The organism is Granulicella sp. S190 (assembly GCF_009766095.1).
Taxonomy (GTDB): Bacteria; Acidobacteriota; Terriglobia; order Terriglobales; family Acidobacteriaceae; genus Edaphobacter.
On record NZ_LMUD01000014.1, the window covers coordinates 54,882 to 79,857 of the forward strand.

Sequence of the window (24,976 nt, forward strand, 5' to 3'; positions counted from 1 at the left end):
ACTGGCGCAGGTAGATCAGTAGCCTTGCTTGCGGTCGATGAAGCTCCAAGATTGAAAACAACCACTACGAACTATCAAGGTTAACCTTATTAAGGTTAGAGATATGCAGCAAAGCCGCTTTCCACAGTCTTCAGCCTGTAGTTCTCCATAGTCCGTTCCGAGGTAACAATTTTAAGGTATTCATAAGCTTCCGCCGTCCGCATCACCAGAGGAAGTCGACAACAGGGAGATCGGTCGCAAGATCAGTGGAAGGCCGGGCTACGATAGTTTCCTTCCGCAACGTGACCGTGCTGGCTTGATTGGATGAGGTGGAGAGGTTGGCGAGAAAGGCGTCGTTGAGTGGGAGGCCGGAGGGCTCGTCGGTAGAGAGCTTGTTGTCGATGAGGACGGGGTCTCGTTCTCGGGAAAAGTAACCTTCGGGACGAGCGATAAGAAGTTGACTGGTATGAGGCGGGACGGCGGCGGCTTGGCCTGCAGCCTTTGGTTCTGCTGGAACGGGTAGAAGGCGCAAGTTCAACAGAGTTGTGGAACGGGCGATGGGTGCTTTGTAAAAACGGATGTGACGGCCTTGAAACTCGAGATCGAAGTCGTACTCCTGGGTCGGCGAGGCGTGGAACGGGCCCCATCTTCCATCAGGGGCTGTAATGACTTCGTAGGCGGGCGTAGTGGATTCCGTTGCGTTGACCGGATAGATGCGGAGGTGTGCTCCGGCCAGTGGGAGGTTGGTGAAGGTACCATTCTCAAAGCCGGTGATGAGACCAGAGAGAGTGGGTGCGGCTTCTGGTACGACCTGAGTGGTTGCGGGGGCTACGCCAGTGATGAACTTGTACATCTCCGCGAAGGCAGACGGATAGAAGGCCAGTTCCCGGTGATCGAGATTGGGGAGGACGATGTTTGTTGCTCCGGCAAGCGCTGGGCCTTCAGCGGTGACGCCGGTGGGGCGTTGAGGCGCGCCAAAAGAGATGGCCGTTGGTTGAGCGTATTTGTCGAGCTTATCGCTACGGAGAGTCATCACCTTTACGCCAGATGATGGCACCTCGGAGCGGTCGCCATAGGCGTGATTGAGTGATTGCAGGTAGTGGCCTTTTCCATTGAACTCGCCGTCGAGATTGGTGTCCATCGCGAGCACTCCATGATTCGGCGTGCCGCAGGTAATGGCATAGGCGACGTTGTTACTGCCTCCGTGGAGGAGATAGTTGCGGATCGTCATCCCGCCTCTGCTGCTACCGATGAGGGCGACCTTGGAGCTGTGGGTTTCGATGAGTACACGGGTGACGAAGGCGCTGAGTTCGGCGGTAGCGTCGGTGGTGGACGAGCGGTTCACCTCATCGATGGTGTCATCGGCGCGGGAGTTAGGGTGGGAGAAGCGGACGGCGTAGAGTTTATCAGCGGGGTAGTTGTTCGACTCAAAGAGCCAGATGATACCGATCCACTTGGAAGCGTCGTCTCCGTTGCCGTGGACGAAGACAATGGGAAGAGAGGTGTTGGCTGGGGTCTGGGTAAACGAGGCGGACGATGACATCAGCAGAAGGGCAGCGAGAGCGAAGAGGGTGCGGACGATGCGATAGCTCATAGGGAAAGTACCTGTTTGGCAGACGGTATTGTGAGCAGCGAGAAGTTGGCGCGAAAAAAATATGGTGACCGATGTGAGAGATGATGCAGAACGATCTTTGACTCTGCGATGGCTTTCTTCTGCGCTCTCGTATTAAAGAACTTTGCGAGACATGGCCTCATCATCTTACTCAGAGCTTTGTCTTCTTAGCGAGTAGAGCAGCTCTTTCTGTGACGAGGTAGCCTAATGCCACTGGTTTTTAGTGCGAACCCTCAGAGAATAAGCTGTGGAACAGCTTGACTCGATGAATTTTCGTCGCTTGAGCCGAATTGGAGAATTAAGATGCCGCAACTAAGCAGAACCGGAGTTTCGCTCGAAGAAGATCTTTTGAAGGAGTTTGACCGGCTGATTAAGAAACGTGGCTATGCTAACCGCTCGGAGGCGTTCCGCGACCTTATTCGAGATGCTCTTCTGACCGAGACCATCGACTCGAATAAGCCCGTCGTAGGAACTCTGACACTGGTTTACGATCACCACGTTCCAAGTCTTTCGCAGAAGCTTACAGAGATTCAGCATGCCGCCGGCACAACGATTCTTGCAGCGACCCACATCCATCTCGACCATCACTATTGTCTGGAAGTGGTGATTATGAAGGGAAGGAGCAAAGATCTTCAGGGTATTGCTGATCGTATACTCGCCTTGCGCGGAGTGGATTTAGGCAAGTTGGTGTTGACCAATTCGGGCAAGGATCTGAAGGGCGGCAAGCACGATCATCCTCATGGCGCTTCCAGATAAGCGAGTTCTGAGGGTGAGGGTGCTTCGGCCCAGCACAGTCGGTAAGTGAAACGCTAACTGAGAGAGCCAACTCGTGTTGGCAGGTGCAGAGACGCCGATGCGGCTTTTGGTAACACGCATTTCTAATAAGTGCTACCATCGCCTGTAGGTTTTTGGCTCTTAGGCGAACTCAATGACAAGCTTTCTTCGGGCATTGCTCCATGACGAGCCGGGCAGCACAAAGACGAAAGTGGTGGGCATCTACGGAGTTCTGCTGGTCTTCAATTTGGCCGCGTGGGCATGGGCGCTTGTTGCCTTCCGCCAGTATCCCGTTCTTCTGGGCACTGCTTTCCTGGCTTATAGCTTCGGACTTCGTCACGCAGTAGATGCCGATCATATCGCCGCAATCGATAACGTGACCCGCAAGCTGATGCAGGGAGGCAAACGTCCCGTTGCGGTAGGGTTTATGTTTTCGCTCGGGCATTCCACTGTCGTGGTGCTGGGCTCGGTCGCCATCGCTGCCACCGCAATGGCTCTGCAACATCGCCTGGTAGCGTTCAAGGAGATAGGAGGGGTGATCGGCACTCTAGTGTCGACTCTCTTTCTGTTCGGAATTGCGGTCGCGAATCTTGTCGTCCTTCGATCTGTTTTTAAGGCATTCAGGAGGGTTCGACGAGGGGAACCTTATGTCGAAGAGGATTTTGACCTGTTGCTGGCCAATCGTGGATTTCTTTCCCGTTTGTTCCGTCCGATCTTCGATCTGATCCAGAGCAGCTGGCATATGTATCCGCTAGGCATTCTGTTCGGGCTTGGATTCGATACCGCGACCGAGATAGGGTTGCTGGGTATCTCAGCGGCTGAGGCTTCCAAAGGCCTATCTCTGTGGTCGATTCTTGTCTTTCCGACTTTATTTACTGCAGGGATGTCGTTGATTGATACGACTGACAACATCCTTATGCTGGGAGCGTATGGCTGGGCCTTCGTGAAGCCCATTCGCAAGCTCTACTACAACATCACCATCACTTCGATCTCCGTTCTGGTTGGATTTGCAGTCGGTGGAATTGAGGCTTTGGGGTTGCTGGCGGGGCAATTTCACTTGACCGGCGCGTTCTGGGAGTTTGTCGTCAAGCTGAACGATCACTTTGGAGTTCTGGGCTACTGCATTATCGCGCTCTTTGCTGCGAGTTGGCTCGTATCCATCGCAATCTACAAATGGCGGCGACTGGATGCCATGGAACTCAACGCAGAAGCTGGAGCTATCCCTGCAATCGGCAAACAACCGAAGCAGCCTGCGATGAGCGCATAGGTTTTTGTTTTCGTCGAGCAGCGTGAGAATCGCCAGTTTCTTCGTCTTCAATCTCCGAAAGAAATAGCTTGCCTCCTCGGGTATTTGATTACTTTTGGACACAAGAAGGCATCGTTGATGGAGTCGTGCATCTTGGCCTCGTGCGGCGAGAGCGAGTCACTTGTTGGCTGCACCTTGTAGAATCAACGTCGTGTATCCGCTGGAGACAGGCAGTTTGTGATGGGACGGCGACCACCTCGAAGCATATGCGCCGCCATTCTCGGGCTTGCGATCTGCTTGCTTCTGCGATGTCCCTTGTACGGAGCTGATGCTCCGCAGTCGCAGTATATGCGCAGCGTCTGGAGAGTGCAGGACGGCTTGCCCGAGGATACCGTGCAAGCGCTCGCCGAGACAGGAGATGGATATCTCTGGATCGGGACGACGGGAGGCCTGACGCGCTTCGATGGAATGCGCTTCGTGCTCAATGGTTCCAATACACTGCCTTCCCCTGGGGTGAACAGTATCTTCTGCCTCTCGCCATCGAGAGATGGAAGTTTATGGATTGGGACTGAGGGGGGCGGTCTGCTGCGCCTGCTGAACGGTTCTGTAAAACATTATGGCGAAGAGGAGGGCCTGACCGATGGGTTTGTACGCAGCGTCTTTGAGGATCACCGCGGCACGCTCTGGATAGGAACAGACAGCGGACTGTTTCGGGTTGAAGGGGATCGGGTAAAGCGCATCGGAAGAGCAGATGCGAAAGGTCCGCTGGCAGTGCACGAGATCTCAGAGGACAGTATAGGGAAGATATGGGTAGGTGGATCGCGGCTCCTTTCTATTGAAGGAGAGGAGATACACTTCTACGATCTTCCTGGCTCCTACAGCAGCAATCGCGTAAAGGCCGTACTGCAGACCACTGACGGAACGGTGTGGGTGGGGACTGTGAGCGGTCTGGAACGGCTCTCCCGAGGTAAGTTCGAAGCTGTCCCTGCGTTGAGGGGCACGGTGCGAGCGCTGATGCAGACAAGTGATGGAACGCTCTGGATTGGCACTATCGGCGATGGTGTCTGGACATACAGGGACGGGGTCTTTTCGCATCTGCGTGGTCTGCTGCCCGGTAACACCGTGCTCAGAATCTTCGAAGACAGTAGCCATCAGATATGGTTCGGTCTGGTGGGTGGGTTGGTTCGATTGAGTCGAACCCCGGTCCGCGTGGTGCCGTTGCCTGGTGGATCGGATTCGGATTACGAGACGATCTCGGGAGATGGTGACGGAAGCTTATGGGTCGTCGCGTCAGGCGTCTATCGAGTCGTCGATGGCATTGCGCTGCCTTATCGGTTCAGGAAGTTGCCAGAGGTACGAATAAGAAATATTTTTCGCGGCCGCGACGGCGACCTATGGATAGGGACCGATGGAACTGGAGCCTATCGCCTGACTCCCCACGGGATAGTGCACTACTCGGCTCCTTCCGAGCTGACAAACAACTTCATCCGGGCCTTCCTTGAAGGCCGGAATGGCGATATGTGGATTGCCACCGATGAGGGGGTGAGTCTTCTCACACGGCAGAGCGTGCGGAAGTTGACGATGGCGGATGGTCTCGTTCACTTCAGCACGCGCAGCTTGCTCGAGGATGACAAGGGAGATATCTGGATTGGAACTGATCAAGGGCTGAGCCGGTGGCATCAGAACGGCTTTGCGCATGATGCAGCTACTGAGGCTCTCCAAAATGAAAAGGTGTGGGCTATCTATGAAGACCCAACCCATACCATCTGGTTCGGCACTCGGGATCACGGTCTATTTCGCTATCAAAACGGTCGCATCGCGCAGTTCACCACGGTGCAGGGGCTGGCCAGTAACAGCATCTACCAGATACTCGAGGATCCGCAGCGTCGGCTCTGGCTGAGTGGACCGAATAGCATCTCCTCTTTGAGCGAGCCTCAGCTTAATGGAAGTTCAGAGGGTGGAGGACACCTGAGTGTGTCAGTCTACCCGATGCCTTACGGTGCAGAGGATGCGCAGATGTATGGGGGGCGCCAGCCATCGGGCTATCTTGATCCGAACGGCAGCGTTTGGTTTCCCAGCAGTAAAGGCGCTGTTCAAGTACTGCTGAATGATAAGTTCGTTCCGGGGCTACCCAGACTCCTCCTTGAGAATGTAACGCTCGATGGTCGAACGCTGCCGCTCACCGGTTTAGTCCAGCTGCCTTCGAGGATGACCCGGCTTGAGTTCAGCTATGCGCCCCTGTCGCTACGTCCGCAGACGGGAATCCGTTACCAGTACAAGCTCGAGGGCTTCGACAGGAACTGGGTCTATGCAGGAACAAATCTCTCGGCTTCGTATACAAACCTTCCAGCTGGGACCTATCGTTTTCGTGTACAGGCCTTCGAGGTAAACAACCCGACATTGTTAACGGAGGCCAGCATAGAGGTGCGCCGGTCGCCCTTCTTCTGGCAAAGATGGTGGTTCCTCTTGCTGTGTACGACCGCTTTGCTGTTGTTGACATGGGCGGTTTATCGGTTGCGTATGCATCAGGTGCGTCTGCGCTTCCGGGCTGTTTTTGAAGAGCGGGAACGGTTGGCTCGCGAGATGCACGACACCGTGATACAAGGGTGCACGAGCGTATCGGCACTGCTCGAAGCGGTGGCCAGTCTGCAGCCACAGACGAAAGATCCTAAAGACGATCTTTTGCACCACGCACGCGAGCAGGTGCGGACGACTATCGATGAAGCGCGCCATGCTGTCTGGAACCTTCGCCACGAGGACGGAGCAGCGGTAGATCTAAACGCGTCGATCGCCGCGATCTCAGCTCAAACGCTGAGAGACTTCGGAGTAACGGTAAGCCACCCAGTGAATGGCGAGGCATACTCCGTGCCGGGAGCGGTGTCTCGCGAACTTTTGATGGTGGTGCGAGAGGCTATCTACAATGCGATACTTCATGGACATCCGACTCAGATCACGGTAGCGATCCGGTACGAAACAAAGCAGCTCTGTCTTCTTGTGATCGATGATGGCGTGGGGTTCAAGCCGGGGGGTGTCCCGGTAGATCATCACTATGGTATTACGGGGATGCAGGAGCGCATGGAGCAGCTAGGGGGAACGTTTGCGATGGAGAGCGAGCCTGGTTCGGGGACGCAGGTTAAGCTGACCATTGAACGTTCCATCCTGTCATCGAAGGCGGAGCACGGAAGGCGATGGGCGATAAGCTGAGCGATCACCCTGTCGTTTCGATGGTGATCTGTGCTGAAGCAAGCGATGGAGCTGTTGAGGTGAGAGTGATTGTGCCTGGCCGGCCATTGGATTGGAGAAGAACGAGCGCGAGACCGCTGAAGGCTCTCCTCGTACTCGCTTTATAGGGCTCGTGGCTATCAGGTTGGCCGTTATCGACACCGATAATGCTCCCTTCGCCTTTTATCGTGAAGGCGATTCCGTTGTTTGCGGTTGGGACGATACGGTCTTGAGCATCCTGGACCTGCACGGTGATGTGAGCGATATCGTCGGGGCTGGTGCGGATGTGCTCTCGATCGGCGATGAGGGCGAGCTTTGCCGGTGTACCGGTAGTATGCACTTCGGTGGTCATCGTCACCTGACCATCCTTGATGCCTTTGGCAAGTAGGATGCCCGGTGCATAAGGGACATCCCATGTCAGGTGAAGGTCCGCAGTCGTCTGTAGAGCTTTGGCGCGAGGAGGATATGTGCCGTATTTGTGAACCATGCCAGGACGTGGGAAGGCATAGCCCTTACTGCCCAGGCTCTTGCCATTGAGAAAAAGTTCCACTGTGTCGCAGTTGGTATAGCAGATTACCGGAATGACTTCACCTTCTCTCCCTTCCCAGTTCCAGTGGGGAAGCAGATGGAGAACGGGCTCCTTACGCCAGAGACTTTGGTAGAAGTAGAAGCTGTCTTTTGGGAAGCCGCAGGTATCGAGCGCGCCAAAGGCCGCGACCTTATTCGGCCAGCGGGCTTCGCCGAGATAGTCGATGCCGGTCCAGAGAAAGTCGCCGCTGACATAGTCGTACGTCTGGACGAACTTCTGTTGCTGCTCTACCTGGAGGAGTGTGTTGGCAGGCCACTGGAAGAGGTTGCTGGGCTCGTCGAGGGCATAAACACCGCGACCGCCAAAGAGAGCTGTGCTCTCCGTGCCGATGAAACGGCGTTGCGGATAATCGTGACGGTCGATACTGTAAAACTTCTCGCGCCGGTCGCGCCAGCGGTCGACGTAGTTGTAACCGACCACATCCAACTTTTCAAGGAACTCAGGTAGCGCTGTCCTGGGCTCGGCTGCGATCTGATCGCAGCCGACGGTGACCAAACGGGTCGGATCGTGCGCGCGGATAATATCTATCAGGTGTTGCAGGGTGGCGGGACCACGGGGATCGGTCTGGTCGGGAACTTCGTTGCCTGCGCTCCAGATCACGATCGAGGGATGATTGCGATCACGTTCCAGCATGGCGGTAAGATCGCGCTCCGACCACTCGTCGAAGTATTTGTGATATCCAAACTCCGGGGTTCCCCCCTTTGGCTGCCTCCATTCGTCGAAGGCCTCAGCCATTACGAGGAAGCCCATGCGGTCGAGCAGATCAAGCAGCTCGGGCGCTGAAGGATTGTGGCTCAGCCTGATGGCGTTGCAACCCATCTGTTGAAGCAACTCGAGGCGGCGCTCCCAGAGACGCTCAGGAACCGAAGCGCCGACAGAGCCGCCATCAGCGTGGATGCAGACGCCATTCAGCTTAAGGTGTTCGCCGTTGAGAAAGAAGCCTCCATTGGCGTCGAAGCGAATCTCGCGTATGCCGAAAGAGGTTGTCTCGCTGTCAATCGGCTTGCCATGTAGAAGAACGGTAGAGCGTGCCTGGTATAGGTGCGGGGTGGTGTTAGACCATAGTGCCGGCGAAGCTACTTCGAGCTTCTGCTGAAGAATAACTTCGGAGCCTTTCGCGAGAGCGTGAGCGGTGATTGTCTGCTGGACCACCGTGCCGGCAGCATCGAGGATCACTGTCGCCAGTTCAAGGTCAGCATCCTGCATGCTCTCGTTTCGTATCCGGGTGGTGATATCGATCGTGGCGTTTGACGGGGTGATGGAAGGTGTACGAACGCAGATACCGCATGGAACGATATGAATGGGGTCCGTCATGCGGAGCCAGCTATGCCGATAGATGCCGGAGCCGGAGTACCATCGGCAGTTAGGTTGCAGGGAGTTGTCGACACGAACTGCGATCTGATTCGGTCGGCCATGAGGGACGAGATGCGGCGTGAGGTCGTAGGAGAATCCGATAAAGCCATAGGGCCTGAAACCCAGGGAGATGCCGTTGATCCAGACTTCGCTGCGCTGGTAAATCCCATCAAATTCGAGAGCGATCCGTCGGCCGCGACCGGAGGGAGGCACAACGAAGCTCTTGCGATACCAGCCGATACCAGTAGGAAGGCATGCACCATTTCCTTTTGCGGGCGCATTCTCGTCAAAGGAGCCTTCGATGCTCCAATCGTGAGGGAGGTCGAGCTGACGCCACGTGTTGTCATGGAAGGATGACGATTGAGCACCTTCGGGATCTCCCAGCAAGAAACGCCAGTTTTTGTCGAAGCATGTCCTGCGGTCGGCGGCAGACTGGTTGATGGCACTCTGTGCGTTGAGCGGATCGATTCGCAGCGCGGAGGCTGCTCCAACCAGAGCGGCATCGCCGAGGAAACCGCGACGAGTGAGGTGAAGGGTCATAGAGGAAGAGCCTTTCGTTCCGCTGTTCATTGGCGGCGTCGAGGATGAGCATAGTCTGCAGCGACCGCAGATGTATCCGACGAAAGTTGGATTCGCGGCATAGAGCGGAGGCGTAGGCTTGTCACGCACATAAGATCAGGTTTTGAGGTGATTCCATGGGAGCTCGCCCTCTTGCGATGCTTGTTAGTGCTGTTATCGCGGTTGCGGTTGGTGTTCCCCTCGCTGCGCAGAGTACAGGCGCACATAAGGCGGTTCCACTGTGGGCGAAGGACGCGGCGAAGTTACAGACAAGCGAGGGTCTCAGTACGATGCGCGTGACGCCAGAGGGCGACCATGTGATCATGCGGGTCGAGGTTCCATCGATTACACCCTATCTTCCGGAGGCGGGAACAGCGACGGGAGCGGCTGTGATTATCGCGCCGGGGGGAGGACATGCCGAGCTTTGGATCGATCACGAGGGGTATAGAGTGGCGGAGTGGCTCAGCAGCCACGGAGTCGCCGCTTTTGTTCTGCAATACCGGCTGGCGCGTGCGAAAGGCTCAACCTATACGGTGGAGGGAACCGAGCTTGGAGATATGCAGCGCGCCATTCGCGTCGTGCGCCAACGAAGCGGCGAATGGAATATCGATCCGGAGCGGGTTGGTGTCATGGGCTTCTCCGCAGGAGGAGAGTTGGCGGCGCTTGCCAGCACCCGGTACGATACCGGACAAGCAGACGCTTCGGATGCAGTCGCGGGAATGAGTTCGAAGCCAAACTTTCAGGCGCTTCTCTATCCTGCGATTCCTCAAGAGACACGCTTGACCGCAGACACTCCCCGGGCCTTTCTAGCCTGTGGAGCGCTCGATCGAGTCAGCATCTCGCAGGGGCTGCCGGAGTTTTATCTTGCGTTGGCAAAGCTGCATGTTTCGGCAGAGCTCCACGTCTTCGCGGGCGTGGGGCATGGCTTTGGGATACGCAGCAGCAACCCCATGCCGGTTGCACAGTGGCCTGAGCTGTTCCTGCAATGGATGGAGGGGCAGGGGCTTCTTCATCACAAATAGGAGCATCTACTGTAGCGTCAACTCGGGACTAGCCTACTATTTCAAAAGACAGATTCCACTGCCGTCTCTCGACTGGATACTATGACTGACACACAAAAGATCAGGGTGCTTATCGTAGATGACCATCCTCTTATGCGGGTTGGAGTTGCGGCGATTATTGATGGCCAGCCGGGCATGGTGACGGTGGCGCAAGCTGGCTCCGGGGAAGAGGCTTTGGAGTTATTCGAGACGCACCAGCCGGACATTACGCTGATGGATCTGCGGTTGCCGAAGATGAGTGGGGTCGAGACGATTCGAGCCATCCGGCAGGTCCACGCCCAGGCACGATTTGTCGTGCTGACGACGTATGAGGGCGACGAGGATATTCACCAGGCGCTCGAGGCAGGAGCGCAGGGATACATCATCAAGGGCATGCCCTATGAATCGTTAGTGCAGGCGCTTGAGCGAGTTCATGCTGGCGGACGCTTCCTGCCGCTTCCGGTAAAGAAGGCCTTGGCGACGCGTACGCCGGACTCCGAATTGAGTCATCGAGAGCGTCAGGTGTTGAAGCTGATGGCGACGGGCAACAGCAACAAGCGGATCGGCGAGCTGCTGGGAATTACGGAAGCGACGGTAAAGAGCCATGTGAGCACGATCCTGATGCGGCTGAACGTGGTGGATAGAACGCAGGCTGTCATCCTCGCACTGCAACGAGGGCTGGTGCACTTTTAGCGGTTCCCTTATGGCGTCGATCGAAGCGTCAACTGATATTGCGGAATAGCCCGAACAGAACGGAGTTGTACGGTCTGACCGGTTGCCGGTAGTGTTTTTCTGATGCGGTCTTCAAGAAAGATGGGGCTGTCGGCGCGGAGAGGGAGAATCTGAAGACGAAGGTCCTCCGTCTGTTTGTGCTCAAGAGATCGTCTCATCCCGATGTCCCACGGATCGCCATTGAAGAAGTTGTCATCGAGCAGATGTGTGCCGTTGCTGAGGCGTCCAATGTCCCCGGTGTAATCGACAAGGAGGAAGACGTTGCTGAGTCCTCGCGGCAGAGAGTTGCCAAGCGTGATCTTCCATAATCCCGCTTTATCGAAGGCTTCCTCTTCGGGAGCCTGGGCGACTCCCTGAGGCCGCCAAGACAGAGCCGGGCCTATCTTCACCGGAGGGGCATCACCCGGTTGTCGTAACAGGGTCACATTAAGAGCAGGTTGTACGGAGGGCAGATGCGAGGAGAGCTCAGTAAATCCGCCGGGGAGCTGCTTGAGCGCGAGTGAGTTGCTCCCAGAGGGCGTGGTCGTGAGGGCAGGGAAGAGACTCATACGAAATGCCGGGTCAGCATCAGAGCGCAGCGTGATGGTGTTGTCATCGGCGAAAAACTGCCGGGTGGTAAAGAGCAGATGTTCGCTTCCTCCGAGGCGCACCCTCCACGCATTCTCGGCATGTTCCTTAGTGAGCACAAGGATGCGTACTGCTTTATGCTCCGAGTTTTCCAGAGAGAGGATTGTGTCGGAGCTTTGAGAGAGACCGGTGACGATGATGGATCCGTCGGCGCGTTGAATCTGGCCGCTCGAGGTATGAACGGCAAGGCTGTGTTGATCGGCAAAAGAAAGCTCGCAGCGGATGTTGGGTACGCAGAAGAAGACATACGTTGGCTCGTCTTCAGCGGCAATCTTCGTGAAGAGCTGCGCTGTACCGTATCGCAGTTCAAAGCCGTTCATATCGAGGTGAAAGGGCCAGATAAAGTAGGAGCCGGATGGAATGTCGACAGGCTGCCTGGGCAGGGCAAGCTCACCGCCGGGAAGGGCGATCTTTACTTGAAACGCCATGCGAGCGGGCATGGCAGCATTGCGGACATAGTTGTTGACGAACAGAAATCCGTGGTCGCCCTGCGAACGCACGGCGAGACGCGGTACCGAGAGATCCGCGGGTGAGGTGGGGAGCAGGGCAGGAGCGTGCGGGTTCATGGGGGCCAGTCGATCCCCGAATGCGTTGAGAAAGTAGTTGACGAGTTTGAACTTGCGAAAGGACTCACGCTCCTGACCGAACTCGCTGAGCGGTGCTTGAAAGTCATAGGACTTTACCGGGACGTCCGTGGGGTATCCGGTGGCTTGCGACTCCTGCAAGGTAGAGAGTTGTCCATCGGGATTCTCGCCACCCTGAAACATGTAGGTGCCATAGAGATTGACTCCGGAGCCCAGCATCACGGGAAATATCGCAGCGACATCGTCGGCCTTGATGATAGGGCGGCGATGGTAGGTATCCTGAATGCCGCCGCCCATCTCGGCAGTGATGAAGGGAGTGTCTTGATAGGACCCCGCCGTGCTGGATCGGCCACCAATAGCCCCCATGTTGCCGGTCACCCGGTTCCCGAACCGGAAGGTGTAGACCTCATTGGGGGGCAGATCTTTCAGCGAGGCATCCCACGGGGCATCAGGGTAACCACCAAAGACAGGAAGAACTGCGCCAGCGGGGACGGCGGCACCATCCCAGCCCGTTACGCTATAGAAGGGAAGATCGAGTCCGCTTGCTACAGCAAGCTGCTTGAGTTTAAGGATGTGGGCTTCACCGCCGCCAGGCGCGCGACTCGAGTATTCATTCTCCAGTTGAGCTCCGATGACCGGGCCGCCATCCTTCCAGAGCATTCCCTGTAGCTGCTCTCCAATTGCAGCGTAAAACTTCGCGACCAAGGCCAGATAGACCGGATCGTTGACCCGTGTTGGCCCTTTGGCCAGAACCCAATCCGGTATCCCGCCATGCCGAACTTCGCCGTGAGCCCAGGGGCCGATGCGGACATAGAGGTCCATGTGATGCTTGGCGCAGAGTTGAGCGAAGCGTCGAAGATCGTGGTCGCCGCTCCAATCGAAGTGGCGTTCGATCTCCTCGTGATGCAGCCAGATGATGTAGGCGGCGATGATGTTGACGCCTCCAGCCTTCATCTTGAGAATCTCCTCCTCCCACTCGGAGGAAGGAACTCGTGAAAAGTGAAACTCGCCCATGACCGGGAGCCAGGGCTTTCCGTCTCGAGTCAGGTAGCGCTGGTTGAGGCCGAGAGTATGACCATCCGGACTGGTAGAGGCGCCGGGCTGGAACACTGTTGGTTGCGGTGAAGTGTAGGGGGCGCTGGCATCGATCTGAATCTGGGCAGATGCCATCGGCACCAGGCACGCCCATGCTGCAAGAGACAGAGTTGCGGCGCGTACGACGTTGAGAGCGATGTTCAACAAGTGATGACCTCGAAAGGATTGAACAGGAGATGGCGCCAGGACGCATCCGTCGAAGGGCGTACTTGAGCGCTTCCCGAGCCGTACGTTTATGAGGGAGCAGATCCAGCCTGGATTCTTTACCATTTCGATCCCCAATGAAATCACTCCGACTTTCGACGGATTCGCGTTGTTGCTTCACGGGAGTAGTGTTTTCCCCGTTGCTCAATATGAATCTCACGGGCGGCCGCATTGATCAAGCGGCAGGCGAACCGCATGCCCACTTCTCTTTAGAAGTTAGTTCTTGACGTATCGATCGAATCTTGTAGCTCGCAAGTAAAGGTTTACATAAGAAAGGCACAAAAGAATGAATTTGAACTTACACCTTCAGAGGCTGATGCATCTGCATTATCGATTTCTACTTCCAGTGGCGATGTTTCTTGCCCTGTCCCTGGGAGTACATCATGTGGAAGCGCAAACCGCTAACGCTTCTGTGAGTGGCACGGTTACTGATCCCACTGGCGCCTCCGTGGCAGGCGCTTCAGTGACCGCACAAAATACTGGAACAGGTCTGACTCAGACAGCAACTACTACCGATGCGGGCACCTTCACGCTCACCACGTTGCCTCCTGGAACCTACACCGTAACGACCTCGAGACAAGGGTTCACGACAAACGTGCAGACTGGGCTGTTGCTGACGGTTGGGCAGGCCGCAACTTTGAAGGCAGTACTCGCAGTGGGAGCAACGAACGAAACCGTCTCGGTGACTGCGGCAGGAAATGTGATCAACCAGAGTACGGCTGAGTTGAGCGAGGTCGTCAACGAGCGTTCGGTGAAGGAGTTGCCACTGAACGGCCGCGATCCCTCAAGCCTCGTTTTGCTGGCACCCGGTACGACTAACGTGCTCAACGGAGGAGGAGGGGTTCTTCAAACGACGAACGCCTTCCCGAGCGAGACAGGCGCATCCGCCAATGGTGGACGCCAGGGCAGCACGTACTATCTTTTGGATGGTGTCCAGAATATGGATACTTATCTTTTGCTGGCAGCTCCTTTTCCGAATGCTGATGCCACGCAGGAGTTCCGCGTCATCAGCAATAACTTCGACGCACGATACGGGTTTGCTCCCGGAGCTGTTGTCACGATTCAGACCAAATCGGGCGCTAACCAGTTTCATGGCGGCGTCTTCGAGTTTCTGCGCAACAACGATCTGAACGCAGGCAACTACTTCAGCCATGTTGTCGATCCACTCAAACGGAACCAGTTCGGCGGTTATTTCGGTGGTCCGATCAAGCGAGACAAGCTGTTCTTTTTCGCGAACTACCAGGAGACTAAAGCCAGCACCTCTACCGGAACCAACACCACCTTTACTCCTACAGCAGCGATGCTCGCCGGAGACTTCAGCGCAGTTCCACAGGATCTCTCCTCGACTGCCGGATCTCCTTTCACAACCGTAGGAGGAAAGCGAAACCAGGTGAACCCCGGGCTCTTTGCTCCTGCCGCAGTGGCACTCTCCGCGCTCGTGCCCGCCGGCGTGGTCCCCGCGACCGGTCAGGTTACCTACGCAGGCGCTCCACAGAAGTACACCTATAAAGAAGCGACCGGCAGGTTGGACTATGACATGAGCAAGAGCCAGCGCCTCACAGTCCGCAGCTTTCTCGATTTTCTTGACCAGCCGGAAGAGACGCTCAACGGCAATATCCTTAACAGCACGCTGGGGCTGCGCGGTCGACTCTACAACGAGCTCATTACGCATACCTGGACGGTCTCGCCGACATCTGTCAACGTCCTCTCCGGCGCATGGCTGCAAAATGATTTTTTCTCCGCGGCCCACGTAACCAATCAAAATGGTCAGCCTGTCTGCCTGTCGCAGTTCATCGCAGTGGCCGATCCTGCGGGCACCTGCTACTCCGAGGGCGGTATCCAAATCACCAACGGCTTCGCGCAACCCTACTCTGCTCCTAACCTTGAGGATCGTCGCACCTGGACAATCAACGACGACTTTTCGAAGATCGTCGGGGAGCACACCCTCAGCGTTGGTGGAAATGCACTGCACCAGTACGCAAACGAAGTTGCTGCATATCCGGCAAACGCTCGTATTTCCTTCAACGGGCAATATACAGGCTTCGGTCTGGCCGACTTCCTGCTTGGGCGTGCCAGCAGCTTCCTGCAGGGCGGCGGGGAGACGCAAAATCAGACAGGTACCGTGCTTGGTATCTATGCTCAGGATTCGTGGCGCATCCGTCCGAACCTGACACTCACTGCTGGCGTACGTTGGGAGCCGAATCTGCCGCCCACGGTGAAGAACGGCCGCGGCGCAGCTTTCATTCCCGGGGAGCAGAGCACGCGTTATCCCAATGCTCCGACCGGCCTGGTATTCCCTGGAGACAAGGGAGTCGACTCCTCTCTTCTTCCGCACGACTACTCTCAGTTTGGGCCACGTGTGGGCATTGCATGGCAGCCGAAGTCCCTACCGAATACTGCTGTTCGTGGAGCCTTCGGCATGTTCTACTCGCCGCTGGAGTACTCGATCTACAACCATACGGCCGATATCAGCCCCTTCAGCCCAACCTACAGCTTTAATGGCACTGCGACCCAGTTCATCTCTCTTCAGAACCCATATGCTTACGTCAACTCCGGCGTGGCAGGCGGCGTCAGTCCCTTTCCACCCTTCGCGTCTGCGGGTCAGAATCCGCCTTCCTCGGCAACCTTTCCGCCGGGTCTCGTCAGCGTTGGCGCTGTCTTTTCTCGCGACTTCAAACTCGGGACGACGCAAAGCTGGAATCTTTCCGTCGAGCAGCAGTTTGGGAACGACTTTGCGCTTCATCTTGCCTATGTTGGCAGCCAGTCCTATCACCAAGTGCTGCCTATCGATCTTAACCCGGGTATCTACAACGCTGCGAATCCAGCGATCAGCGGCTCCCGGGTAACCTATGGAGCCTTTGGGCAGATTCTCCAGTCCACCAGTGCAGGCACCGCGAACTACAACTCGCTTCAAGTTGGCGTAGAGAAGAGACTCTCCCACAACTTGCAGTTTCAGTCGAACTTCACATGGTCGCGGACGGAAGATACCTTCTCCGGAAACAGCGTGTCCTTTGGCAACCCTATCCCCAACCCCTTCGACCTCCGGTTCAACTACGGAAAGTCCGACCTGAACATTCCCATCATCTCCGTGACCAACTTCGTCTACACAACGCCTGATCTGGCGGGTCACAACTTCGCCCTGCGACAGGCTTTGGGAGGATGGGAGCTGAGCGGAATTTACACCATGCAGTCAGGGTTGCCCTTTGGCATCTACGGCGGCGACGGCGGCAACAACTCCGGCTCGCAACAGTACGGCGACCGTGCAGACTTTGCATCCGGTGGCGCGACGGGCTCCTTTGGTCTGCGCCAGGGTGGCAGATCGCAGCAACTGGCCAGATACTTCAATACGGCTGCCTTCACAACCAATGCGGCTGGAACCTTTGGCAATACTCCGAGAAACATATTTCAAGGCCCTGGAATCAATACTGCAGACCTTGGCCTGCTGAAGAACTGGGCTTACCGCGATCGTTACAGGATGCAATTTCGCTGGGAGATGTTCAATGCGTTCAATCGTCCAAGCTTTGCCAACCCCAATAACGATCCATCGAGCGGGAACTTTGGACAGATCACGACGATCGGTCCGATTGCGCCACGGCTGATGCAGGCAGCTCTAAAACTGACGTTCTAGTCGCCGTAGTTGCGAGTGAATTGGCTCCAGCGTAGCTTGGTTGGAGCCAGTTTTTTTGAGTGGCTCGGCATCCGACTGCGAGCGAGGAAAGATCGAGCGCAGGAATCAGAGTGGCAAAGCTAACCCTCTTCGGTTTGGAGAAGCACCTTATGCGGTTCGGCAGATCGTCTCACCGACTTCAATTAGCCTGTGGCACTGTAGTAGCTTCTGCGCTTTTCCTGCTGCCCAGGGCAATCAACGCGCAGGTGGATGTGCTGACGCAGCACAACAATAACGCGCGCACCGGCGCAAACCTGGACGAGACGATTCTCAATCCCTCGAACGTAAACCAGCAGCACTTTGGGATGCTCTTCAAGCGAGTCGTTGACGATCAGCTCTATACCCAGCCGTTGCTCGCAACACATATCCAGATTCGAGGCGGCTGGCATGATGTCGTCTACGTCACGACCGTCAATAACAGTGTCTATGCCTTCGACGCGAACGATGCGACAGCAACAGAACCTCTCTGGCATGTAAACTTTGGCACTCCTGCGAATCTGCACGATGCCGACTTTGGCTGTCTGGACATCAACGGCAGCATGGGCATCATCGGTACGCCGGTCATCAACGACGCCAAGGATACGTTGTATGTCATCGCGTTGACGAAGGTTGGTGGAAAGTTCGTTCAGCGGCTGCACGCACTCGATCTGACCACCGGCGCGGACCTGCCTCAGAGTCCCGTGCTTATCGAAGCTCCTGACTTTGATCCACTCATGCAAAACCAGCGACCGGCGCTGTTTCTTACAGGAGGGAATGTCTATGCAGGTTATGCTTCGCACTGCGATAAGGGGCCGTACCACGGCTTTCTCCTAGGTTACGATGCCACCACTCTCAAGCAGGTGGGTGTCTTCAACACTTCGCCTGATGGTGAAGGCGCAAGCATCTGGCAGTCGGGCCAGGCACCGGCAGTTGATGCGAACGGCAACATATACTTCGTAACCGGTAATGGAAGCTGGAACGGCACAACCCAGTTCAGCGAAAGCTTCATCAAGCTGGATCCGCACATGAAGCTGCTTGATTGGTTCACTCCGACCAATCACTTCAAACTAGACCAAGACGACAACGATCTGGACTCTGCCGGTGCGACCTTGATTCCGGGGACTCATCTGGTGCTCAGCGGAGGAAAAGAAGGCGTCCTGTATGCAATAGACACGGACAACTTTGGCCATCTGGGGGATGAGCATGCCGTGCAGCACTTCTCCGTGACCAGCTCTCACCTGCACAATCTTGTGTACTGGAAGAGTGCGAAGGGCGGAGAGTTCCTCTATCTTTGGGGGCAAAAAGACAAGGCTCGCGTATACAGGTTTGAAAAGGGGAAGCTTGACACAACACCCTACATGACTCGAGAGGAGAGGAACGAAGGGCATCCCGGTGCAATGCTAGCGCTGTCGGCGAATCATGGGAGTGACGGAATACTCTGGGCTGCGATTCATGCGACCGGGGATTCATGGCACGAATCGCGTCCAGGCATCTTGCATGCGTACGATGCGGATGACATCCATCGCGAGCTATGGAACTCCCTGCAGAATCCAGAGCGGGATGGTTGCGGAAACTACTCGAAGATGGCTCCTCCGACCGTTGCCAATGGCAAGGTCTATCTCTCCAGCTTCGGCACACAGAACATCGGGACAGGACAGATGTGCGTCTACGGCCTGTTGCCGAATGGGCCGGTGCCTGATGCTCCAGCCAATGTTCACGCTGAAATCAAGGGAAGGTTTGTTTCGGTGACCTGGGAAACTGTGCCCGGAGCAGTTACGTACTCCGTCGAAAGCTCGCAGGGTGGCCAGCCGCATGTAGCGGCATCAGGCTTGACAGCGCCCGGGTTCATTGAGCCCGCGGCTGATAAGGGCTCGACGACTTATACCGTAAGAGCGGTGAACGCGAACGGACAGAGCATGCGTTCGGCGGAGGCTGAGGTAACAATCACCAAGACTCCCGTAATGCGGGTCATGCATTGATATCAGTGGGGGAAGCGAAAGCCGACGGAATCGCGTTGGGCTACCTCCTTGTCTTCTAGTACCGTATTCAATCTCCTCGCCAGGTGCCATCGTATGAATGATCTCTCCTTGACCTCCACGCGGAACAGGAACTGCCGCAACGGGCTCCTGCTTGCTGCTCTCTGTCTGCCAACACTCATAGCGCATGCCCAGCAACCGCTGAAGACGCTGCTGGTGGGGGTCGACCGCCGCTCTGTCACCTCACTCAATGGCGACTGGCACTATCTTGTCGATCAACCGCCGGCGAGAAGTCTCTATACCTCGGACGGCAAGATCCGCGATAACGGCTACGCATTGAATACTCATCCCAATATTGATAGCGGGCCGCACAACGAGGAGTACGACTTCGCTACCGCTCCTACTCTCAAGGTTCCAGGAGATTGGAATACGCAAGATCCCACCCTCTTCCGTTTTGAGGGAGTCGTCTGGTACGAGCATGACTTTGACTTCCACGCCAAACCCAACAGCCGCACTTTCCTTCACTTTGGTGCGGCAAACTATAAATCCTTCGTTTGGGTGAACCAGAAGCGCATCTGCGACCACGAGGGTGGCTTCACCCCCTTCGACTGCGAGGTGACGGCAGCGCTCAAAGACGGCAGCAACTTCGTCGTCGTCGCTGTCGACTCCACCCGTGAGGTCGATGGGATTCCCTCCACCGGCATCGATTGGTTTAATTATGGCGGACTCACTCGTGACGTCTCTCTCGTTACACTCCCGACTCAGTTCATCGACGACTACGACGTCCACCTCAAGCGAGAGAGCACGTTCTCTGCGGTAAGCGCGGACAGACTCTCCGGGTACATCCATGTCGAAGGCGCCTCTGCCGGAACACCTGTCACCCTTCGTGTCCCAGAGGCTGGCGTTAACGCGACCCTCACGACAGATGCCGACGGCCGCGCCTCCTTCGATCTCAAGACCAATAAGCTTGAGCTCTGGTCACCGGCGACGCCCAAGCTGTACAAAGTAGAACTTGCTTCGGGGCAGGACAAACTCACGGACGACATTGGCTTCCGTGATATCCGCGTCGATGGAACCCGCATTCTGCTCAACGGCAAAGCCATCTTCCTGCAAGGCGCGAATATGCACGCAGAAGCTCCCTATCGCACCGGCCGCGCCTGCACCGACGAAGACGTCAAGAATATCTTCGGCTTCCTTCAGGACCTCAACGCCAACTTCGTCCGCCTCGCCCACTACCCTCATGACGAGCGGATGGAGCGTGCCGCCGATCGTGACGGAATCATGATCTGGTCTGAGATACCTCTTTGGCAGCACATCTCGTTCGAAAAGCCGGAGGTCTATGCCAAAGCTGCCTTTATGTTGAACGAGATGATTCGCCGCGATCGCAACAAGGCCTCCGTCATCTTGTGGTCTGTCTCGAACGAGACGCCGAACAACCCCGTTCGCACCCAGTTTCTGACCAACCTGGCCAACGAAGCCCGCAAGCTTGACTCCACCCGCCTCATTACCTCCGCTCTTCTGGGCCCTCATGCCAAGGGAGATGAGATGGTGCAGGACGACCCGTTCGCGAATGCTCTCGATGTCGTTGGTCAGAACGAGTACATCGGCTGGTACGACATGCGACCTGAAGATGCGGACAACATCAAGTGGGTGCTCCCGCAAAAACCCATCCTGATTTCTGAGTTCGGTGCCGAAGCCAAGCAAGGGGTTCACGGCGGAAAAGATCAACGTTGGGCGGAGGAGCAGCAGGTCAACGTCTACGAACATCAGTTCGTCATGATCAACAAGATCCCACAGGTGCGTGGTCTTGTTCCCTGGATCCTTATGGACTTCCGCTCGCCGACGCGCAACATCCCCAAACTTCAGGATGGCTTCAATCGAAAAGGTCTGCTTTCTGAGGATGGAAAAAAGAAACAGGCCTTCTATCTCTTCCAAAAGACTTACAAAGAACACTCTGTAGGGAAGCCGGAGTAACCTTCGCGTCAGTTTCAGAAAAGATTATGATCTAAGGAGAGTGAACTACAAGATTGCAGCTTTCTATCGATTTGTGCCCGTGTCTGCGCCCAAGGCTCTGCGCGAGCAGCTCCGCGCCACATTCAGTGATACCGATCTCCGCGGCACACTGCTGATAGCAGGTGAGGGAATCAACGGCACCATGTCGGGGTCGCCCGCATCTATAGACCGTCTCGTAGACCTGCTGGCAGAGAAGGTCGGTCTGGAGAGGACAGAGGTAAAGTTCTCTTTCTCCGACGAGCCGCCTTTCAAGAGGTTGAAGTTTCGAATTAAGTCCGAGATCATCGCGTTTCGCAAAGCCCAGGTAGATCCAACCCAGTCCGGAGAGTATGTCCAGCCCCAGGAGTGGAATGCGCTCATCGCAGACCCTGAGGTCTTGCTTCTGGATACGCGAAATCGGTACGAGACGGACCTCGGCACCTTCACCGGAGCAACTGCTCCTGGCATAGATACTTTCTCTGATTTCGTTACCTATGTTCAGGAGAATCTTGATCCTGCCAGGCACCGTAAGGTAGCGATGTTCTGTACCGGCGGCATACGCTGCGAGAAGGCATCGGCGTTCATGCTGCAAGAAGGTTTCGACGAGATCTACCATCTGAAGGGTGGGATCCTGAAGTATCTCGAGGAAATCCCAGAGCAGAGCAGTCAATGGCAGGGCGAATGCTATCTCTTCGATAATAGGACCTCGGTTGGGCATGCGGATTTGCAGAGGCACGTTCCTGAACCGGAGCGAAAACAACATGGCCGCATCTAATCGAGTATGAGCACCTCCGATGTTTCCGTGATGGCGTCGGCCATCGCTGCCTCCGACGACCGATCCGTCCGTTTCCACTTCGAAAACACCTATGCGCGGTTGCCAGAACGTTTCTATGCCAGGCTTAATCCGAGGCAAGTAACAGCTCCACGCCTGGTAAAGGTGAATGTGGAGTTGGCACAGAGTCTCGGCCTGGCCCCGGACGAGTTGGCAAGCACGCGTGGTGTGGAGATTCTGGCAGGCAATCGAGTGGCCGAGGGAGCCGAACCTCTGGCGATCGCCTATGCAGGGCATCAGTTTGGGCACTTCGTCCCCCAACTTGGCGATGGTCGTGCCAACCTGCTGGGAGAGGTAGTGGGGCGTGACGGCGTACGCTACGACATACAGCTCAAAGGTTCTGGTCCGACGCCGTTCTCTCGTCGAGGAGATGGCAGAGCCGCGCTTGGCCCGGTCTTGCGCGAGTACATCGTGAGCGAGGCCATGGGCGCACTGGGTGTGCCAACCACCCGAGCGCTTGCCGCTGTAACCACGGGAGAACTAGTCTTTCGTGAGACGGCGTTGCCGGGAGCAATACTGACGCGGGTCGCGGCGAGCCATCTTCGCGTGGGCACCTTCCAGTACTTTGCGGCGAAAGGTGACACAGAGGGGACGCGGATGTTGGCCGACTATGCCATCGCGCGGCACTATCCCGCAGTCGCGCACGAGAAACGGCTGTATCGCGTCTTTCTGGATAACGTGATCGCGCGTCATGCTCATCTGGTCGCGCAATGGATGCTCCTCGGCTTTATCCATGGCGTGATGAACACCGACAACACTTCTATCTCGGGCGAGACGCTAGACTACGGCCCCTGCGCCTTCATGGAGGCTTACGATCCGGCCAAGGTATTCAGCTCAATCGACAGCCAGGGCCGCTACGCCTATAGCAATCAACCCCACGCCGCTCGGTGGAATTTGATGCGTCTCGCCGAGGCGTTACTGCCGCTTCTGCTTCAGGAAGAGGGAAGCGAGGAGGCCGCGCTGGCCTCTGCCAATGAGGCAATCGCAGCCTTCGAACCACAGTTCGAGGCGGCTCGCCTCGTCGGCCTGCGCCGCAAGCTTGGCCTCTTTACGGATCAGGAAGGTGATGCAACGTTAGCTCAGGATCTGCTCGACCGCATGGCCGCCAATCAGGCTGACTTTACCCTGACCTTCCGCCGTCTTTGCACAGCCGCAACCGGACGCGAGGGTGGCGCAGAGATGCGTACGCTGTTCGCTGAACCAGGCGCGTATGACACGTGGGCTGTAGCGTGGCGCAGAAGGTTGGAGCAGGAGCCTGTCCCGGCACAAGACCGCGCGGCTGCGATGCGGTTGGTCAATCCAGCATTCATCCCGCGCAATCACATGGTGGAGGCAGCGCTCGAGGCTGCTGTTGAGCAGGAGGACTTCCAGCCGTTCGAGGAGCTACTCGAAGTGGTGTCCCGTCCCTATGAAGACAGACCCGACATGGAGCGATATACCGTGCCAGCCCGCCCGGAAGAGTGCGTCAGTCAGACCTTCTGCGGGACGTAAGTGGAAGATCGTATGAGGTTGGTCGACGTCACTACGAAACAAAACTCAGAGGCCACAAATCAGAGACGACAATCTCCCAAGTCTGACATACTTCACCCAGCGCGAAGGTATAACTGATTCAACTCGTGGATCAAGACAAATAAAGGTGATATGAGCAAGGTTTCAAAGACGATCCGAACCGGCCTTATCGGATATGGGTATGCAGGAAAGACCTTTCACGCCCCCTTGATCCGCGCAACGCCGGGGCTTGCGTTATCTTTGGTAGGTTCGAGCCGACCTGAGGCCGTACTGGCGGAGTTTGGCGAGATAACAGTGTGTTCTGCCGCGGAGGCAGCGATACATCCCGATGTCGATCTTGTCGTAATCGCAAGCCCTAATCACACCCACTATCCACTTGCTGCCTCGGCACTGCGCGCAGGAAAGGATGTCGTCGTCGATAAGCCCTTCACTGTTACGTTTGCGGAGGCGCGGTCTCTGGCAGAGATTGCGAAGGAGCACGGCAGGATGCTCTCAGTCTTTCACAACCGCCGATGGGAGAGTGAGGTGCAGGCCACGCGCGAAGTACTCTGGTCAGGCGTGCTGGGGGTGGTCTCGCACTACGAGTGTCACATGGATCGTTATCGGCCTCACGTTCGGCAGCGATGGCGAGAGGATGAAGGACCAGGTGCAGGTCTATGGTTCGACCTGGGGCCTCATCTTCTTGATCAGGCGATGTATCTCTTTGGTCTGCCGCAGTCGATCAGCGCGAGTATGGCAACTCTGCGCAAGGGCGGAAAGACCGATGACTGGGCTCATGTTCAGCTGAACTATGAGAGCATGCGGGTCATCCTTCATGCGTCGTTACTGGTCTCAGGAGGTGGCCCGCGGTCCATCGTTCATGGAACCCGGGCAAGTTGGGCGAAGTATGGCGCCGATGTTCAGGAGACGCAGTTGAAGGAAGGCATGACGCCCGGCGGTCCTGGCTTCGGCTATGATCCGGACCCAGGAGTCCTGTACGACGGCGAAACGGGCGAGCGCACGGAGATTCCGGTGCCGGTGGGAAACCAGCAGATGTACTACGCGCAGGTCAGGGACACGATATTGGGAGACCAGCAGTCTTCGATTCCGACCATCGATGCAATCGCAGTGATGGCAGCGCTGGAGACAACCTTCGATTCGGCGCAACAGGGGAGAGTGCTGCCGCTGCCGATGACCTCAAGCGAGGTTGCGCAGTGGCGTCGAGCCCATCCTGCTCTTTAGGTCATTCACGCAGAGGTTGGGCAACTGCTCGTGCCAAACTGGATTTGATTAAATCTGCCGCCGGTTTCATCCTCGCAACTCTGCAATTTATATCGCCGCTCACCCTCTGAACACCCCCGCAAACCATGTAGGTCATAAGTCCTAACGGCGAACGCTCAAAACATTGTTCAATAGGAGGTCAAGCA

14 protein-coding genes are annotated in these 24,976 nt (G+C 56.4%); 11 read left to right on the forward strand and 3 right to left on the reverse strand.

What is annotated here, in order from left to right; translation table 11 throughout:
• Nucleotides 1-202 precede the first annotated feature (202 nt).
• Nucleotides 203-1,573, reverse strand: a complete 1,371-nt coding sequence (locus GSQ94_RS06785) for a lipase (RefSeq protein ID WP_158942799.1) — start codon at nt 1,571-1,573, stop codon at nt 203-205.
• 321 nt (nt 1,574-1,894) lie between these two features.
• Between GSQ94_RS06785 and nikR the strand changes: the two genes are divergently transcribed.
• The 3 genes from nikR to GSQ94_RS06800 all read left to right on the forward strand — a co-directional run bounded on the left by nikR (nt 1,895) and on the right by GSQ94_RS06800 (nt 6,815).
• Nucleotides 1,895-2,347, forward strand: coding sequence for a nickel-responsive transcriptional regulator NikR (gene nikR, locus GSQ94_RS06790; protein ID WP_158942801.1), 453 nt, complete (start codon nt 1,895-1,897; stop codon nt 2,345-2,347).
• Between the two features lie 172 nt (nt 2,348-2,519).
• Nucleotides 2,520-3,632, forward strand: coding sequence for a HoxN/HupN/NixA family nickel/cobalt transporter (locus GSQ94_RS06795; RefSeq protein ID WP_158942803.1), 1,113 nt, complete (start codon nt 2,520-2,522; stop codon nt 3,630-3,632).
• A 357-nt stretch (nt 3,633-3,989) separates the two neighbouring features.
• Entirely contained in the window at nt 3,990-6,815 is a 2,826-nt protein-coding gene (locus tag GSQ94_RS06800; RefSeq protein WP_158942805.1) for a sensor histidine kinase, read from the forward strand.
• Between the two features lie 4 nt (nt 6,816-6,819).
• Here the strand turns inward: GSQ94_RS06800 and GSQ94_RS06805 are convergent, their stop codons facing one another.
• Nucleotides 6,820-9,315, reverse strand: a complete 2,496-nt coding sequence (locus GSQ94_RS06805; RefSeq protein ID WP_158942807.1) for a glycoside hydrolase family 2 TIM barrel-domain containing protein — start codon at nt 9,313-9,315, stop codon at nt 6,820-6,822.
• Nucleotides 9,316-9,470: 155 nt separating this feature from the next.
• Here GSQ94_RS06805 and GSQ94_RS06810 point away from each other — a divergent pair, with 155 nt between their 5' ends.
• Together GSQ94_RS06810 and GSQ94_RS06815 are read left to right on the forward strand one after the other, a co-directional pair.
• Complete coding sequence (locus GSQ94_RS06810; RefSeq protein WP_158942808.1) at nt 9,471-10,355, forward strand: alpha/beta hydrolase; 885 nt, start codon at nt 9,471-9,473, stop codon at nt 10,353-10,355.
• An 81-nt stretch (nt 10,356-10,436) separates the two neighbouring features.
• On the forward strand, nt 10,437-11,066 hold the full coding sequence (locus tag GSQ94_RS06815) for a response regulator transcription factor (protein WP_158942810.1): 630 nt from the start codon (nt 10,437-10,439) through the stop codon (nt 11,064-11,066).
• Between the two features lie 8 nt (nt 11,067-11,074).
• Here the strand turns inward: GSQ94_RS06815 and GSQ94_RS06820 are convergent, their stop codons facing one another.
• Nucleotides 11,075-13,558 (reverse strand): beta-galactosidase, encoded by a 2,484-nt coding sequence (locus tag GSQ94_RS06820; protein WP_158942812.1) that lies wholly within the window; start codon nt 13,556-13,558, stop codon nt 11,075-11,077.
• Nucleotides 13,559-13,907: 349 nt separating this feature from the next.
• On the opposite strand from GSQ94_RS06820, the gene GSQ94_RS06825 reads away from it, so the two are divergent.
• The 6 genes from GSQ94_RS06825 to GSQ94_RS06850 all read left to right on the forward strand — a co-directional run bounded on the left by GSQ94_RS06825 (nt 13,908) and on the right by GSQ94_RS06850 (nt 24,791).
• On the forward strand, nt 13,908-17,243 hold the full coding sequence (locus tag GSQ94_RS06825; RefSeq protein ID WP_254063702.1) for a TonB-dependent receptor: 3,336 nt from the start codon (nt 13,908-13,910) through the stop codon (nt 17,241-17,243).
• Between the two features lie 110 nt (nt 17,244-17,353).
• Nucleotides 17,354-19,240: a hypothetical protein gene (locus tag GSQ94_RS06830; protein WP_158942814.1), complete on the forward strand. Its 1,887-nt coding sequence runs from the start codon at nt 17,354-17,356 to the stop codon at nt 19,238-19,240.
• A 93-nt stretch (nt 19,241-19,333) separates the two neighbouring features.
• Entirely contained in the window at nt 19,334-21,211 is a 1,878-nt protein-coding gene (locus GSQ94_RS06835; RefSeq protein ID WP_158942816.1) for a glycoside hydrolase family 2 protein, read from the forward strand.
• A gap of 40 nt (nt 21,212-21,251) precedes the next feature.
• Nucleotides 21,252-22,004 (forward strand): rhodanese-related sulfurtransferase, encoded by a 753-nt coding sequence (locus GSQ94_RS06840; RefSeq protein ID WP_158942818.1) that lies wholly within the window; start codon nt 21,252-21,254, stop codon nt 22,002-22,004.
• A 6-nt stretch (nt 22,005-22,010) separates the two neighbouring features.
• Complete coding sequence (locus tag GSQ94_RS06845; RefSeq protein ID WP_158942820.1) at nt 22,011-23,552, forward strand: YdiU family protein; 1,542 nt, start codon at nt 22,011-22,013, stop codon at nt 23,550-23,552.
• Nucleotides 23,553-23,702: 150 nt separating this feature from the next.
• Nucleotides 23,703-24,791, forward strand: coding sequence for an oxidoreductase (locus GSQ94_RS06850; protein WP_158942822.1), 1,089 nt, complete (start codon nt 23,703-23,705; stop codon nt 24,789-24,791).
• Nucleotides 24,792-24,976: the final 185 nt, after the last annotated feature.

Excerpts from the sequence above, each read along its gene's own strand:
- GSQ94_RS06785 (WP_158942799.1), bottom strand. The coding sequence starts at position 1,573 with ATGAGCTATCGCATCGTCCGCACCCTCTTCGCTCTCGCTGCCCTTCTG.
- nikR (WP_158942801.1), top strand. The coding sequence starts at position 1,895 with ATGCCGCAACTAAGCAGAACCGGAGTTTCGCTCGAAGAAGATCTTTTG.
- GSQ94_RS06795 (WP_158942803.1), top strand. The coding sequence starts at position 2,520 with ATGACAAGCTTTCTTCGGGCATTGCTCCATGACGAGCCGGGCAGCACA.
- GSQ94_RS06805 (WP_158942807.1), bottom strand. The coding sequence starts at position 9,315 with ATGACCCTTCACCTCACTCGTCGCGGTTTCCTCGGCGATGCCGCTCTG.
- GSQ94_RS06810 (WP_158942808.1), top strand. The coding sequence starts at position 9,471 with ATGGGAGCTCGCCCTCTTGCGATGCTTGTTAGTGCTGTTATCGCGGTT.
- GSQ94_RS06815 (WP_158942810.1), top strand. The coding sequence starts at position 10,437 with ATGACTGACACACAAAAGATCAGGGTGCTTATCGTAGATGACCATCCT.
- GSQ94_RS06835 (WP_158942816.1), top strand. The coding sequence starts at position 19,334 with ATGAATGATCTCTCCTTGACCTCCACGCGGAACAGGAACTGCCGCAAC.
- GSQ94_RS06845 (WP_158942820.1), top strand. The coding sequence starts at position 22,011 with ATGAGCACCTCCGATGTTTCCGTGATGGCGTCGGCCATCGCTGCCTCC.
- GSQ94_RS06850 (WP_158942822.1), top strand. The coding sequence starts at position 23,703 with ATGAGCAAGGTTTCAAAGACGATCCGAACCGGCCTTATCGGATATGGG.